The sequence below is a fragment of the Lentzea rhizosphaerae genome, from assembly GCF_042649515.1.
GTDB lineage: Bacteria > Actinomycetota > Actinomycetes > Mycobacteriales > Pseudonocardiaceae > Lentzea > Lentzea aerocolonigenes.
In genome coordinates this window covers 454984-468324 of sequence record NZ_JBHRZI010000057.1, presented here as the reverse complement: position 1 = coordinate 468324, position 13341 = coordinate 454984, and the positions used below count along the sequence as shown (strand labels likewise).

The following is a 13341-nucleotide window of genomic DNA, read 5'->3' as shown; positions in this document are numbered from 1 at the left end:
CAAAAGCGCCGTTCATCGTCAATTGGGGCTCTAGGGCGGGGTGGTCCAGTGGCGGGGTGGACAGTCGTGGGGCGATATTGGTGAGGGCTGCTGAGATCGCGTCCGTCGAGGGGCTCGAAGGAGTCACGATCGGGCGGCTCGCGGTCGAGCTCGGCATGAGCAAGAGCGGGGTGTTCTCGCACTTCGGCGCCAAGGAAGAACTGCAGATCGCGACCATCCACACGGCCGCGGAGATCTTCGCGCGCGAGGTCGTGACCGCCGGTGGCACCGCGCTGGACCTGTGCGAACGCTGGCTCGACTACTCGAAGCGCCGCGTGTTCCCCGGCGGCTGCTTCTTCGTGGTGACGCGCTCGGAGTTCGCCGCCCGCCCCGGCCGCGTGCGCGAGGTGCTGATGCTCTTCACCCTGCGCTGGTTCTCACTGCTGGAACGGCTGACCGGCGACGCGCAGCTGGCGTTCGAGCTCGACGCCCTCCTGTCCGCCGCGGACCGGTTCGCGGTGCTCTACGACGACGCTTCGGCGTACGAGAGGGTGCGGTTGGCGTTGCGCGCACGGATGGCCATGCCGACCGGGATGGAGATGAGCGTGGCCACGGCGAACGACAGCAGCATCGCGAGCCAGGCGTCGTCGATGATCTGACCGCCGATGTACCCGACGGTCGCGGGGTAGACGCTCCACAGCGTCGACCCGACCGCGGCGACCGGCACGAACCTGCGCAGCGGCCACTTCAGCGCACCCGCCAGCAACGCGCCGACGATCCCGCCCGCGGGCAGGAACCGCGCCGCGATGAGGATGGTCTCGCCCTTGGACGCGAGCTGGTCCGCGGTCCACACGACCATGGCCCGCGCCCTGGCGTTCTTGTTGACCTTGTCGAGCGCCTTCATGCCCATCCGCCGACCTGCGGTAAAGTTGATCATGTCGGCGATCAGGCAGCCGGCCGCGGCGACCGCGACCACGAGGTACAGCGGAACCTCACCGGACGCAGCCAGGACACCGGCGCCGATGAGCACGGCCTCCGTCGGTGCCAGTGGCACGACGGCGACCAGGAACAGCACGACGAGACTGGCGGCTGTGGTGCTCATGATCCGTGAACGTACGTGACGCAGATGAACAATCCCGACCTGGGTGTTTCTTCAGCGTGCCTACAGGATTGAAGTCGATCTAGCCTGGTCCTGTGCCCTTCACGCTCGCGCATCCGGCCGCCGTGCTGCCGTTGCGCCGGCACCTCTGGTTCCCCGGCCTCGTGGCGGGCGCCGTAGCCCCGGACGTGGGCTACTACCTGCCGTTCCTGCCGACCCACGACGTGCTCGGCGGATCCCTCGCCGCGGTGGTGTTGCTGCTGGCCGGACGGGTGATGCTGCCTTCGCTGATGGCGTTGGCGCCGACGTTCGTGCGGGACCGCGTGCAACGCCCCGGTGGCTTCCGTCAGCCGTTCGTGCGCGCGTTGTCCATCGTGGTGGGCGTGCTCACGCATCTGCTGTGGGACGCCTTCACACAGACGGACGGGTGGTTCGTTCAGCGGTGGGACTGGCTGAACGTGTCGGTCATCGGACCGCACCGCCTCTACAACGTGGTCGGGTACGTGTCGTCCCTCGGAGGCATGGCGCTGCTGGCCTGGACGGCACGCCGGGCTGCTCCGAACGGCCCCGCCCGCTGTTCGAACGGGCATGACTGGCCGTCACGCACCGGGAGTTCCCGGTACAAGTTCCGGATCTTCATCGGGCTCGCCGCCGTGGTCGGCGCCGTCGTTTCACTGTCCGATCCGGTCAGTCAGGTCAGCTCGTATGACTGGGTCCGCAGCCTTCTTCTGGGCGTGATCCAGGGCACGGTCGCCGGTTTGGTCGCGCACGCCGTTCTGTGGCGCTTCAACCAGTCAGCGCGTGACACGTGATGACTGCTCGGTTCTGCCGGTAGACCTCCGATCTGTCACGCGTTCCACCGTCAGTTCTGCCGTTGACCTGTGTCCTGGGCCACAACTAGCCTCCGAAATCAATAGGAAAGCTTCTTTACCAATACTTCGAGCCGCTGCCCTTGCCCAGGAGGACGAAGTGATCAGAAAACACACCAGAACAGGCGTCGTGGTGGCGGTGTTAGCGCTGGTGATACCGCCCCTCGCGGCATCAGGCACCGCCAACGCGGCCGACGTCCTGCTCTCCGCCAACAAGCCCACCAAGGTCTCGTCGGTCGAAGCTGCGACCTTCGGTGGTGCCAACGCCGTCGACGGCAACTCGACCACCCGCTGGGCGAGCCTCGAAGGCGTCGACCCGCAGTGGATCTCCGTCGACCTCGGCGGCAACGCCACCATCTCCCGGGTCAAGCTGAACTGGGAGGTCGCGTACGCGTCGGAGTACAAGATCCAGACGTCGGCCGACGGGTCGACGTGGAGCACGAAGAAGACGATGACCGGCCAGAACGGCGGCATCGACGACGTCGCCATCGCCACGTCCGGCCGCTACGTGCGGATCTACGGCACCAAGCGCGGTACGCCCTACGGCTACTCGCTGTGGGAAATGGAGGTCTACGGCAGCATCAGCAACGGTGACACCCAGCCGCCGACCGCTCCTGCCAACCTCACCAGCACGGGCACCACGTCGAGCTCGGTGAGTCTGCAGTGGACGGCCTCGAGCGACAACATCGGCGTGACCGGCTACGAGGTGCTGCGCAACGGCAGCGTTGTCGGGACGCCCACCGGTACGACGTTCACCGACACGGGCCTCGCGTCGGGCACCGCGTTCACCTACACCGTCCGGGCGCGCGACCTGGCAGGCAACCTGTCGCCGTCGAGCAACTCGGTGCAGGCGACCACGTTGCCGGCCGGTCCCGGTGACAGCATCACGATCGTCGTCGCCGGCGACATCGCGTCGCTGACGAACACCGAGCACTACGAGACCGCGAAGCTCATCGACCAGATCAAGCCGAACCACATCCTGACGGTCGGCGACAACCAGTACGACAGCGGCACGCTGACGGAGTTCCGCAACCACTACGACAAGTCGTGGGGCAAGTGGAAGAGCATCACCCATCCCGCGACCGGCAACCACGAGTGGTACGACAACCTCAACGGGTACAAGGCGTACTTCGGCACTCAGGCCTTCCCCGACGGCAAGCCGTACTACAGCTGGGAAGCGGGCGAGTTCCACTTCGTCTCGGTCGACTCCGACCCGATGGACAACGACGGTTCGGACTCGACGCAGCTGAACTGGCTCAAGGCCGACCTGGCCGCCAACACCAAGCCCTGCGTCGTCGGCTACATGCACCACCCGAGGTTCACCTCCGGCAAGTACGGCGACAACCCGAAGATCGCGCCGTACTGGAACGCGTTCGCGGACGTCAAGGCGGACCTGATGCTCGGTGGCCACAACCACCACTACGAGCGTCTCGCGCCGCTGAGCAAGACCGGTGCGGTCGACCCGACCAACGGCGTGCGGTCCGCGGTCGTCGGCATCGGCGGTGACTACCTCTACGACGAGCGCACCGACCGGGTGGGCGTGGAGAAGTACTTCTCCGACAGCCACGGCGTCATGAAGCTCACCATCTCCGGCCGCTCCTACTCCTGGGAGGTCATCGACACGGCCGGAACGGTGCGCGACAAGGCCGGTCCCTACACCTGTCGTTGATCCGGAGGCCGTCGTGTACATCGCAACCGCTCGACAAGCTCCTGCCGCGGGTGGCACCGGCAGGATCGCGGCGAACGTGCTCGCACTGGGCGCGGTGTCACTGCTCACGGACGTCTCGTCCGAGATGGTGACCGCGATCCTGCCGCTCTACCTCGTGCTGGGGCTCGGGTTCTCCCCGTTGCAGTTCGGTGTGCTCGACGGCATCTACACCGGTGTCACGGCACTGGTTCGTGTTGCCGGCGGTCATGCGGCTGACCGCTGGCAACGGCGCAAGCTCGTGGCCGGTCTGGGTTACGGGATCTCGGCGGTGGGCAAACTCGGACTGCTCGCCGCCGGGACCTCCGCCACCGCGATGGGGCTCGTGCTGGCCGGTGACCGGACCGGCAAGGGCTTGCGCACCGCGCCGAGGGACGCGCTGATCACGTTGAGCAGCGAGCCCTCCGCGCTCGGACGCGCCTTCGGTGTCCACCGCGCCATGGACACCGTGGGTGCGTTCCTCGGCCCGTTGGTGGCGTTCTGTCTCTTGTGGACGCTTCCAGCGCGTTACGACGTGGTGTTCGTCGTCAGCTTCTGCTTCGCGGCACTGGGTTTCCTGGTGCTCGTGCTCTTCGTTCGCGACCACCGGGACGTGTTGCCACGCGTCGCCGTGTCGTTGAGGAACGCCTTCGGGTTGCTGCGTTCCAGGCCGTTCCGGCGGGTCTGCCTGGTCGCGTGCGGACTCGGGTTCCTGACGCTGGGCGACGGGTTCATCTACCTGTTGCTGCAGAGGAAGCTGAACGTCGAGGTCGCCTACATCGCGTTGCTGCCCCTCGGCACGGCCGGCGTGTATCTGCTCGCCGCCGTGCCGATGGGAGCGCTCGCCGACCGGGTCGGGCGGTGGCGGATCTTCTTGTTCGGCCACCTCGCGTTGCTCGGGGCGTACGTGCTGCTCGCCGGCACGTCCGGGATCGCGTTGCTGGCAGGCGTGCTGCTGCTGCACGGGTTGTTCTACGCGTGCACCGACGGTGTGCTGATGGCTGTCGCAGGTCCGTTGATGCCCGACGAGTTGCGCACGTCCGGTCTGGCCCTGCTCCAGACCGGCCAGGTGCTGGCTCGTGCGTGTTCTTCTGTCCTGTTCGGCGCGCTTTGGACGTGGTTCGCTTGGTGAGGATCCTGGTCGTCGTCGCGGCTGTCATCGCGTTGGGCCTCGGTGCGACGGCGTACGCGTTGCGGGGGCCGGACGAGGTTTCTGTAGCGGTGGAGCAGGGCCCGGTCGAGCTGGCCGCGGGCCGGTTGTTCTTCGTCGACGATGCGAGCGGCAAGGTGGCCTCGGTGCCGCTGTCCGACCCCGCTGGCCCGCGCCGGGTGAGTCCGTTGTCCTGCAAGCGGTTCTACACCGCGGCGAAGCAGGGACTGTGCCTCGCGGACCGGACCGGCCCGTTCCCCGGCGCCGTCTCGATCTTCGTCGACCAGTCGCTGAAGGAGACGAGCCACGTCGACGTCGCGGGCGTGCCGAACCGCGCGAAGCTGTCGCCGGACGGCCGCATGGCGTCCTGGACGACCTTCGTCACCGGCGACTCGTACTCGCAGACCGGTGCGTTCTCCACCCGCACGGGCATCTACGACAGGGAGACGTTGCTGTACCAGAGCAACATCGAGGGCACCCGGATCGAAGGCATGAAGCGGGCGGAGGACATGAACTTCTGGGGCGTGACGTTCACCGAGGACGACCGCACCTACTTCGCGACGATGTCCACCGCGGGCAAGACCTACCTGATCAAGGGCGACGTGGAGGAAGTCTTCGCGAAACCGTTGCGGGAGAACGCCGAATGCCCGTCGCTCTCACCGGACGGCAAGCGCGTGGCGTTCAAGAAGCGGGTGCCTGGCGACGGCGCGCGACCGTGGCGCGAGCACGTGCTGGACCTGACCACGATGGTGGAGACGCCCCTGGCCGAGACGCGTGGGATCGACGACCAGGTGGTGTGGCTCGACAACGACACCATCGCCTACGGCCTGCCGGGAGAGGGCATCTGGGCCGTGCAGGCGAACGGGGAGGGCGCGCCGCGGCAACTGGTGCCGCACGCGTCCTCCCCGTCGCTCGCTATCGGTTAGCGCGGTTGACGGCGCTCACGATCGCGCGGAACGACGCCGCGACCGTGCTCGAGTCGATGCCCACGCCCCACAGGACGCGGTCGCCCACGGCGCACTCGAGGTAGGCGGCGGCGCGGGCGTCGTCACCGGCGGACAGCGCGTGCTCGGCGTAGTCCAGCACTCGCACGTCGTAGCCCACCGACGCCAGCGCATCGACGAACGCGGCGATCGGGCCGTTGCCGGACCCCGTGATCTCCTGCTGCTCGCCGTCGATCAGCAGCGTCGCGGTGATCTCCTCGTGGCCGCTGCCGTCCGACGACGCCCTGTGCTTCAGCAGGTACAGCGGCACCCGGCCGTGGAGGTACTCCTCCGCGAACGCGTCCCACATCTCCTTGGGGTTGATCTCGCCGCCCTGCGTGTCGGTGACCTCCTGGATCACCCGCGAGAACTCGATCTGCAGGCGCCGCGGCAGGTCGAGGTGGTGCTCCTGCTTCATCAGGTACGCCACGCCGCCCTTGCCGGACTGCGAGTTGACCCGGATGACGGCCTCGTAGTTGCGGCCGACGTCCTTCGGGTCGATCGGCAGGTACGGGACCTCCCACGGGAAGTCGTCGACGTGCTGGCCCGCGTCCTTGGCGTCGGCCTCCAGGGCCTCGAAGCCCTTCTTGATGGCGTCCTGGTGGCTGCCGGAGAACGCCGTGAAGACCAGGTCGCCGCCGTACGGGTGCCGCTCGGGCACCGGCAGCTGGTTGCAGTACTCGACGGTGCGGCGGATCTCGTCGATGTCGGAGAAGTCGATCTGCGGGTCGATGCCCTGGCTGAACATGTTCATCGCCAGCGTGACCAGGCAGACGTTGCCGGTGCGCTCGCCGTTGCCGAACAGGCAGCCCTCGATGCGGTCCGCGCCGGCCAGGTAGCCCAGCTCGGCCGCGGCGACGCCCGTGCCGCGGTCGTTGTGCGGGTGCAGGCTCAGGATGATCGAGTCGCGCTGGTCCAGGTTGCGGGACATCCACTCGATGCTGTCCGCGTAGACGTTCGGGGTGGCCATCTCGACGGTGGCCGGCAGGTTGATGATCAGCGGCTTCTCCGGGGTCGGCTGGATGACCTCGGTTACCGCGTTGCAGACCTCGAGTGCGTAGGTCAGCTCGGTGCCGGTGTAGGACTCGGGGGAGTACTCGTAGCGGAAGTCGGTTTCGGGGTAGTCGGCTTCCTGCTGCTTGGCGAACTTCGCGGCGTCCGTGGCGATCTTCTTGATGCCGTCCTTGTCGGACCGGAAGACCACTCGGCGCTGGAGGATCGACGTCGAGTTGTAGAAGTGGACGATCGCCTTGTTGGCTCCGCGCAGGGACTCGAAGGTCCTGGCGATCAGCTCTTCTCGGCACTGGGTGAGGACCTGGATCGTGACGTCGTCCGGGATTGCGCCGTCTTCGATGATCTCTCGTACGAAGTCGAAGTCGGTTTGGCTGGCTGCCGGGAAGCCGACCTCGATCTCCTTGAAGCCCATTCGGACCAGGAGGTCGAACATCTTGCGCTTGCGGGCCGGGGACATCGGGTCGATCAGGGCCTGGTTGCCGTCTCGCAGGTCTACTGCGCACCACTGGGGGGCGGTTTGTGCGCGTTTGGTGGGCCAGGTTCGGTCTGGGACGTCGATGGTTTCCACCAGCTCGTGGAACGGGCGGTAGCGGTGGAAGGGCATGCTGCTGCCGAGTTGACGGTTCCAGGTGGGCTGTTCCGCGGGGGCCTGGCGGGCGGGCTGGCGGATTCGGCTCGTGCCTGAGGTGTACGCGTCAGCTGAGGTGTAGGCGTCGCTTGGGGTCATTTTGGATCGGCTCCTGCGGGTCGTGTTGGAACGACCGGCGGCAACGCTGAGTCCCGCGACGGGGGGCCGGTCTGATCAGACCCCGTCACGGCAGCGAAGCAGGAGGGAACGCCACACGAGGGACAGGGTAGTCACAGATTGCTTCAGGATGGAACTGAGGTACCGGATCGTGGGATGTTTTGGGTCCGCTCCGGTTCCGCAAGTCGTGCCGAGGTCGCCCTCGGCCTCGGGGTGGTGGTCGGTCCGCAAGTTTTGCCGGGCTCGAATCCGGGAAAAGCTCATGTATGTCCAGATTACGTACGACCAGTGGCCGCGGCACGGCTTCCCGCGTGATCAGCGGCATCGGCGCGCTCTTCGCCCTCATCGAGGTCCTCTACATCCTGATGATCGTGCTTGGTGCTAACCAAGGCAACGCGTTCTTCAAGTTCATCCAGTCCCTCGCAGAGCCCCTCGCCCTGTTCTTCCCGGGGTTGTTCAACACCGGCAACTACAACGTCGACGTGTTCTTGAACTACGGTCTGGCCGCCGTGTTCTGGCTGGTCGTGACTGGTTTGCTTGCACGTGCGGTGTCTCGCTACTGAGTAGTAGATTCCTGACCTATGCGAACGCGCGTGGTCGGGATCGCCGCAGCGGTTGTCAGTTGGGTCGGCCTCGCGCTGGCGGTTGTGCTCGTCGTTCACGTCGTGCTGACCGTCGGCGGGGCCAACCCGGACAACCCCATCACCAGCACGGTCAAGGCCGTGGCTGAGCCTGTTGCGCTCGCGTTCAAGGATCTGTTCCCGCCTGCTGACGCCAAGTTGAGGGTCATCGTCAACTTCGGGCTCGCGGCGGTGTTCTGGTTGGTCGTTCGAGCGATCGTCCTGAGGCTCGTGAGGCGCCTGAACTAGGTTTTGACCATGGCGCGCGACGACTTCTGCAACAGCTGTGGCACGCGGTACGCGGAGAAGGACGGATACCCGCGGACGTGTGGTGGGTGTGGGCACGTGGTGTGGGCCAACCCGGTGCCTGTTGTGGTGCTGCTCGTGCCTGTCAAGGACGGGGAGCGGACTGGGCTGTTGACTGTGCGTCGGGCCATTCCGCCGGTGGGGGAGCTGGCGTTCGTCAGCGGGTTCATGGACTACGGGGAGTCGTGGCAGCAGAGTGCTGCTCGCGAGCTTGAGGAAGAGGCTGGGGTCCCGGTTGATCCCGACGGGTTGAGGCCCCTGCACTTCGTGTCCACGCCGGATGGTGGGACGGTGTTGTTGTTCGCTTCGGCGCCTGCGATTCGTGTTGAGGACCTGCCGCCGTTCGTGCCCAACGACGAGGCTTCTGAGCGCAAGGTCATCTTCGAGTGGGAGCCGTTGGCGTTTCCGCTGCACGACGATGTTGCGTCGCGGTACTTCTCAGCCGAACAGTGACTTGCCCCAGGTGTCGGTGAAGACAGTTTCCGAGAGTGGGTGGCGGCGGCGTTCTCGCTGTTCGCGGGCTTGAAGGTCCTCGGGGAGGTCTTCCAGGTCGCCGTGGCGGCCTATGGCCATGGCCACCAGTGGGCGGACGTCGTCCGGCATGGAGAAGGTGTCGTGGGCGGCCGTTTTGTCGAAGCCGCCCATCATGTGGGCGATGAGGCCCAGGTCCACTGCCTGCAGGGCGATGTTCTCCATGGCCAGGCCCAGGCCGAACTCGACGTTGGGGAGATCGCCCCGGTCGTCCCGGGTGATCACGCAGCCGATCAGGAGGACTGAGGCGCGGGTCGCCCAGGTCCTGTTGCCCGGGCGGAGGGTTTCGAAGATCTTCGTGAACGTGGCGGTGCCTCGGTGGCCGACTACGAAGCGGGCCGGCTGGCTGTTGCCGTGGGACGGGGCCCAGCGGGCTGCTTCCAGCAGGGTGCGGAGTTCGTGGTCGGAGACGGTGGCCTCTGGGTCGAAGGCTCGTGGGCTCCAGCGGCTCGAGATCAGTTCGTTCATCAGATCGCATACTGCCAAACGGCCAGGGAGTAGGCGCCGAACCAGGCGCTGAACAGGATGGCCATGCCCAGGACCGTCAGGACTGTGGACGGGCGGCGGCGGGCCAGGACCAGGGCCAGCGGGATCAGCAGGGTGAAGGCTGGGAGTAGAAGGCGGGCCTTCGAGTTCATCAGGCCGTTCGAGCCGATGTCCATGGCCAGGACGCCCAGGCCGTACGCGATCAGTGGCCACTCCAGGCGGCGCTGGAAGGCGTAGAAGACCAGGACGACGGCCAGGGCCAGGAGCCAGACGGTGCCGGTTTCGAGGACCGAGCGCGGGTTGCCGAGGTGGCTGAGGCTGAACTCCCAGGTGGCGGCGCCGCCGTCGAACTTCGAGTTCCAGCCGCGTTGCTGCACGCCGAACCAGCCCGCCAGGTCGCCGGTGCGGAACGAGACCCAGGCGAGGTAGCCGAGCATGCCCAGCGGGGCGATCAGGCCGCCTGCCCACGCGCGCCAGTCGCGGCGGTTGGCGATCACCGCTACCAGGACCGCCAGGCCCACGGCCGCGATGAGGGCCGCTGCCGTGGGGCGGACCAGGCCCGCTGCGGTGCAGCAGACGCCGGCGAGGATCCAGCGCTTCTTGACCACGCCCACGAGGGACCAGATGGCGAACGCGCAGAACGTCGCCTCGGAGTAGGTCATGGACAGGACCACGGCCATGGGGGAGGCGGCGAAGAGCGTGACCAGGATCAGGCCCGCGCGTGAGGAGCCGTCGCGGACCGTGCGGCCCAGGACGAACAGGCCGTAGGCGCAGAACAGGCCGCTGATCAGGCTGACTGCGAAGGCGGCGCCGACCAGGTCCACGCCCGGCAGGCCGTCCACCCACCTGATCAGGGCGGGGTAGCCGGGGAAGAACGCCAGCGGGGTCTCGGCCGTGCGGTGGCCCGCCGCGTCGGTCAGGCGTTGCGGCACGTCGTTGTAGCCGCCCTGGGCGATGCCGAGGAACCACTCGCCGTCCCACGACTTCAGGTTGTCGACGGACGTGTCGGTCCTGCCGGTGGTCTTGTTCTGGTACTCGACGACCAGCTGCAGCACGAAGAGACCGACCTGTCGCACGAACAGGTAGATCAGCGCCGGAGCCGTCCAGAGCGCGGCGGGGTGTCTGAGCGCCTCGGCCAGCCGTGTGCGCGCATTGCTCTCATGCACGGCTGCTGGGTCCTCCACGTCAAAGGCGATCGACGACACCCGGACAGAGTAGTCACGCGCGTCACGGCTCCAGAGTCTCACCAGGTGGTCCGGGTAGGCTGCCTACGACGTGGGGTTTTAGCTCGCGAAGGAGGTTGGGTCGGTGGCGCTCGTCGTCCAGAAGTACGGCGGTTCATCGGTTGAGAGTGCCGAGCGGATCAAACGCGTGGCCGAGCGCATCGTCGCGACCAAAAAAGCGGGGAACGACGTCGTGGTCGTCGTGTCCGCCATGGGTGACACGACCGACGAGCTGCTCGACCTCGCCCGCCAGGTGTCCCCGGTGCCGCCCGCACGTGAGCTCGACATGCTGCTCACCTCGGGCGAGCGGATCTCGATGTCGCTGCTCGCGATGGCGATCCACTCGCTCGGTGCCGAGGCGCGCTCGTACACGGGCTCGCAGGCAGGCGTGATCACCACGTCGGTGCACGGCAAAGCCCGGATCATCGACGTGACCCCGAGCCGGATCCAGGACGCGACGTCGGAAGGGGCCATCGCGATCGTCGCGGGCTTCCAGGGCGTTTCGCAGGACTCGAAGGAGATCACGACGCTCGGCCGTGGCGGCAGCGACACCACCGCGGTGGCGCTCGCGGCGGCGACCAAGGCCGACGTGTGCGAGATCTACACCGACGTGGACGGCGTCTACACCGCCGACCCGCGCATCGTGCCGAACGCGAAGAAGCTCGACACGATCACGTACGAGGAAATGCTCGAGATGGCCGCCTGTGGCGCCAAGGTGCTGATGCTCCGCTGCGTGGAGTACGCCCGGCGCTACAACGTCCCCGTGCACGTCCGCTCTTCGTTCAGCAACAAGACCGGAACCATCGTGTCCGGTTCAGTGGAGGACCTTCCCGTGGAACAGGCGATGATCACCGGCGTCGCGCACGACCGGTCTGAAGCCAAGATCACCGTGACCGCCGTCCCGGACCACCCCGGCATCGCGGCCAAGATCTTCCGGGTCGTGGCGCAGGCCGAGCTCGACATCGACATGGTCGTGCAGAACGTCTCGCAGGCCGCGTCCGGCCGCACCGACATCACGTTCACGCTGGCCAAGGTCGACGGCCCGCGTGCCGTGGCGGCGCTCGAGAAGGCGCGCGGCGAGATCGGCTTCGACCAGGTCCTCTACGACGAGCACGTCGGCAAGGTGTCGCTGATCGGCGCGGGCATGCGCTCGCACCCCGGCGTCACGGCGACGTTCTGCGAGGCGCTGGCCACGGCCGGCGTCAACATCGACATCATCTCCACCTCGGAGATCCGCATCTCGGTCATCTGCCGCGACACCCAGCTCGACGACGCCGTCCGTGCCCTGCACGACGCGTTCGAGCTCGGTGGCGACGAAGAGGCCGTCGTTTACGCAGGGACTGGACGATGACCGCGCCTGTACTCGCGCTGGTTGGCGCGACCGGTGCCGTTGGCACCGTGATGATCGACATCATGAACACCCGCTCCGACTTCCCGTGGGGCGAGGTCCGGCTGATCGCGTCGCCGCGTTCGGCGGGCAAGAAGATCAGCGTGCGCGGCCAGGAGCTGACGGTCATCGCGCTCTCGCCCGAGGCGTTCGACGGCGTCGACATCGCGATGTTCGACGTGCCGGACGAGGTCTCGGCCGAGTGGGCCCCGATCGCCGCTTCCCGCGGTGCCATCGCGATCGACAACTCCGGCGCGTTCCGGATGGACTCGGACGTGCCGCTGGTCGTGCCCGAGGTCAACGCGGACCAGATCGACAACCGTCCGCGCGGGATCATCTCGAACCCGAACTGCACGACGCTGTCGATGATGGCGTCGCTCGGTGCCCTGCACCGCGAGTTCGAGCTCAAGGAACTGGTCGTGGCCTCGTACCAGGCCGCGTCCGGCGCAGGGCAGTCCGGTGTCGACCGCCTGTACGCCGAGGTCAGCGCGCTGGCCGGCAAGGAGGCCGGTGTCGTCGCGGGTGACGTGGCGCAGGCGCTCGCCGCCGCCGGTCTGTCCGCAGAGGACTCGCCGTTCCCGGCTCCGCTGGTGCTCAACGTGGTGCCGTGGGCGGGTTCGCTGAAGGACGACGGCTGGTCGTCGGAGGAGCTCAAGGTCCGCAACGAGGCCCGCAAGATCCTCGGCATCCCGGACCTGAAGGTCTCCGCGACGTGCGTGCGCGTCCCGGTCGTCACCACGCACTCGCTGTCCGTCCACGCGACGTTCGCCCGCGAGGTCACGGTCGAGGCCGCTCACAAGATCTTCGAGGAGCAGCCGACCATCGTCCTCATCGACGACCCGGCCGCGAAGAAGTTCCCGACGCCCGCCGACGTGGTGGGCGGCGACCCGACGTACGTGGGCCGCGTGCGCCAGGCGCTGGACTTCCCGAACACGCTGGACTTCTTCGTGTGCGGTGACAACCTGCGCAAGGGTGCGGCGCTGAACACCTACGAGGTCGCGGAAGAACTCGCGAAGCGCCTCTGATCCGTCCCTGCGAAGGAAGCCTGGTCACTGCATGGTGGCCAGGCTTCTCTCATCTGTTCCTCAAGGAATTGGTCGTCTTGAGGGAGGGTCCAGACTGCGCGTGGATCGTTCGTTGACTTGCCGTTCCAGCGGATGATCCTCGAGAGCCTTGAGTCGCGTTTTTGTGGCGGGGCGGCTCAGTCCTAGTGTCCCGCGTCGTGAATCAACCACCAAAGTCGTGTCCTGTTGTTTGGCGGGGGG

The 13341-nt window shown here is 67.1% G+C and carries 13 protein-coding genes and 1 pseudogene; 10 read left to right on the top strand and 4 right to left on the bottom strand.

All coding sequences use genetic code 11. From position 1 onward, the window contains the following. Window positions 1-80: 80 nt before the first annotated feature. Complete coding sequence (locus ACFOWZ_RS46850; RefSeq protein WP_382380995.1) at window positions 81-638, top strand: TetR/AcrR family transcriptional regulator; 558 nt, start codon at window positions 81-83, stop codon at window positions 636-638. A 20-nt stretch (window positions 639-658) separates the two neighbouring features. Here the strand turns inward: ACFOWZ_RS46850 and ACFOWZ_RS46845 are convergent. Beyond that, window positions 659-1081, bottom strand: a pseudogene (locus ACFOWZ_RS46845) (DedA family protein); the annotation flags it as partial. 92 nt (window positions 1082-1173) lie between these two features. Here ACFOWZ_RS46845 and ACFOWZ_RS46840 point away from each other — a divergent pair. The 4 genes from ACFOWZ_RS46840 to ACFOWZ_RS46825 all read left to right on the top strand — a co-directional run bounded on the left by ACFOWZ_RS46840 (window position 1174) and on the right by ACFOWZ_RS46825 (window position 5707). Then, window positions 1174-1890: a DUF4184 family protein gene (locus tag ACFOWZ_RS46840; protein ID WP_382380993.1), complete on the top strand. Its 717-nt coding sequence runs from the start codon at window positions 1174-1176 to the stop codon at window positions 1888-1890. 157 nt (window positions 1891-2047) lie between these two features. Next, a complete protein-coding gene (locus ACFOWZ_RS46835) occupies window positions 2048-3616 on the top strand; it encodes a discoidin domain-containing protein (protein WP_382380991.1) in 1569 nt (522 codons plus the stop codon). Between the two features lie 13 nt (window positions 3617-3629). Further along, window positions 3630-4763 (top strand): MFS transporter, encoded by a 1134-nt coding sequence (locus ACFOWZ_RS46830; RefSeq protein ID WP_382380989.1) that lies wholly within the window; start codon window positions 3630-3632, stop codon window positions 4761-4763. Beyond that, the gene (locus ACFOWZ_RS46825) at window positions 4760-5707 is read left to right on the top strand and encodes a hypothetical protein (RefSeq protein ID WP_382380987.1); all 948 of its coding nucleotides are present in this window, start codon (window positions 4760-4762) and stop codon (window positions 5705-5707) included. The genes ACFOWZ_RS46830 and ACFOWZ_RS46825 overlap by 4 nt, the downstream gene beginning before the upstream one ends. On the opposite strand, the gene leuA is transcribed toward ACFOWZ_RS46825, so the two are convergent. Then, window positions 5697-7505 carry a 2-isopropylmalate synthase gene (gene leuA / locus ACFOWZ_RS46820; protein ID WP_382380985.1) on the bottom strand — a complete coding sequence of 603 codons (1809 nt, stop codon included), beginning with the start codon at window positions 7503-7505 and terminating at the stop codon, window positions 5697-5699. The genes ACFOWZ_RS46825 and leuA overlap by 11 nt on opposite strands. 284 nt (window positions 7506-7789) lie before the next feature. On the opposite strand from leuA, the gene ACFOWZ_RS46815 reads away from it, so the two are divergent. From ACFOWZ_RS46815 to ACFOWZ_RS46805, 3 genes are read left to right on the top strand one after another with little or no spacing between them, the layout of a single operon-like run. Continuing rightward, the gene (locus ACFOWZ_RS46815) at window positions 7790-8086 is read left to right on the top strand and encodes a hypothetical protein (RefSeq protein ID WP_382380983.1); all 297 of its coding nucleotides are present in this window, start codon (window positions 7790-7792) and stop codon (window positions 8084-8086) included. A gap of 30 nt (window positions 8087-8116) precedes the next feature. Further along, window positions 8117-8392: a hypothetical protein gene (locus ACFOWZ_RS46810; RefSeq protein ID WP_382380981.1), complete on the top strand. Its 276-nt coding sequence runs from the start codon at window positions 8117-8119 to the stop codon at window positions 8390-8392. A gap of 9 nt (window positions 8393-8401) precedes the next feature. Continuing rightward, on the top strand, window positions 8402-8902 hold the full coding sequence (locus tag ACFOWZ_RS46805) for an NUDIX domain-containing protein (RefSeq protein ID WP_382380979.1): 501 nt from the start codon (window positions 8402-8404) through the stop codon (window positions 8900-8902). On the opposite strand, the gene ACFOWZ_RS46800 is transcribed toward ACFOWZ_RS46805, so the two are convergent. Together ACFOWZ_RS46800 and ACFOWZ_RS46795 are read right to left on the bottom strand one after the other, a co-directional pair. Then, window positions 8888-9448 (bottom strand): nitroreductase family protein, encoded by a 561-nt coding sequence (locus ACFOWZ_RS46800; RefSeq protein WP_382380977.1) that lies wholly within the window; start codon window positions 9446-9448, stop codon window positions 8888-8890. The genes ACFOWZ_RS46805 and ACFOWZ_RS46800 overlap by 15 nt on opposite strands. Then, window positions 9448-10632 (bottom strand): hypothetical protein, encoded by a 1185-nt coding sequence (locus ACFOWZ_RS46795; protein ID WP_382380975.1) that lies wholly within the window; start codon window positions 10630-10632, stop codon window positions 9448-9450. Before ACFOWZ_RS46795 ends, ACFOWZ_RS46800 begins: the two co-directional genes overlap by 1 nt. Before the next feature lie 142 nt (window positions 10633-10774). Between ACFOWZ_RS46795 and ACFOWZ_RS46790 the strand changes: the two genes are divergently transcribed. Both ACFOWZ_RS46790 and ACFOWZ_RS46785 read left to right on the top strand, forming a co-directional pair. Continuing rightward, the gene (locus ACFOWZ_RS46790; RefSeq protein ID WP_030469486.1) at window positions 10775-12040 is read left to right on the top strand and encodes an aspartate kinase; all 1266 of its coding nucleotides are present in this window, start codon (window positions 10775-10777) and stop codon (window positions 12038-12040) included. Continuing rightward, on the top strand, window positions 12037-13101 hold the full coding sequence (locus tag ACFOWZ_RS46785; RefSeq protein WP_382380973.1) for an aspartate-semialdehyde dehydrogenase: 1065 nt from the start codon (window positions 12037-12039) through the stop codon (window positions 13099-13101). The genes ACFOWZ_RS46790 and ACFOWZ_RS46785 overlap by 4 nt, the downstream gene beginning before the upstream one ends. Window positions 13102-13341: the final 240 nt, after the last annotated feature.

What these genes read in the sequence shown, in the direction of transcription:
- leuA (WP_382380985.1), bottom strand. Translation starts at nt 7,505, where the DNA reads ATGACCCCAAGCGACGCCTACACCTCAGCTGACGCGTACACCTCAGGC.
- ACFOWZ_RS46815 (WP_382380983.1), top strand. Translation starts at nt 7,790, where the DNA reads ATGTCCAGATTACGTACGACCAGTGGCCGCGGCACGGCTTCCCGCGTG.
- ACFOWZ_RS46805 (WP_382380979.1), top strand. Translation starts at nt 8,402, where the DNA reads ATGGCGCGCGACGACTTCTGCAACAGCTGTGGCACGCGGTACGCGGAG.
- ACFOWZ_RS46800 (WP_382380977.1), bottom strand. Translation starts at nt 9,448, where the DNA reads ATGAACGAACTGATCTCGAGCCGCTGGAGCCCACGAGCCTTCGACCCA.
- ACFOWZ_RS46785 (WP_382380973.1), top strand. Translation starts at nt 12,037, where the DNA reads ATGACCGCGCCTGTACTCGCGCTGGTTGGCGCGACCGGTGCCGTTGGC.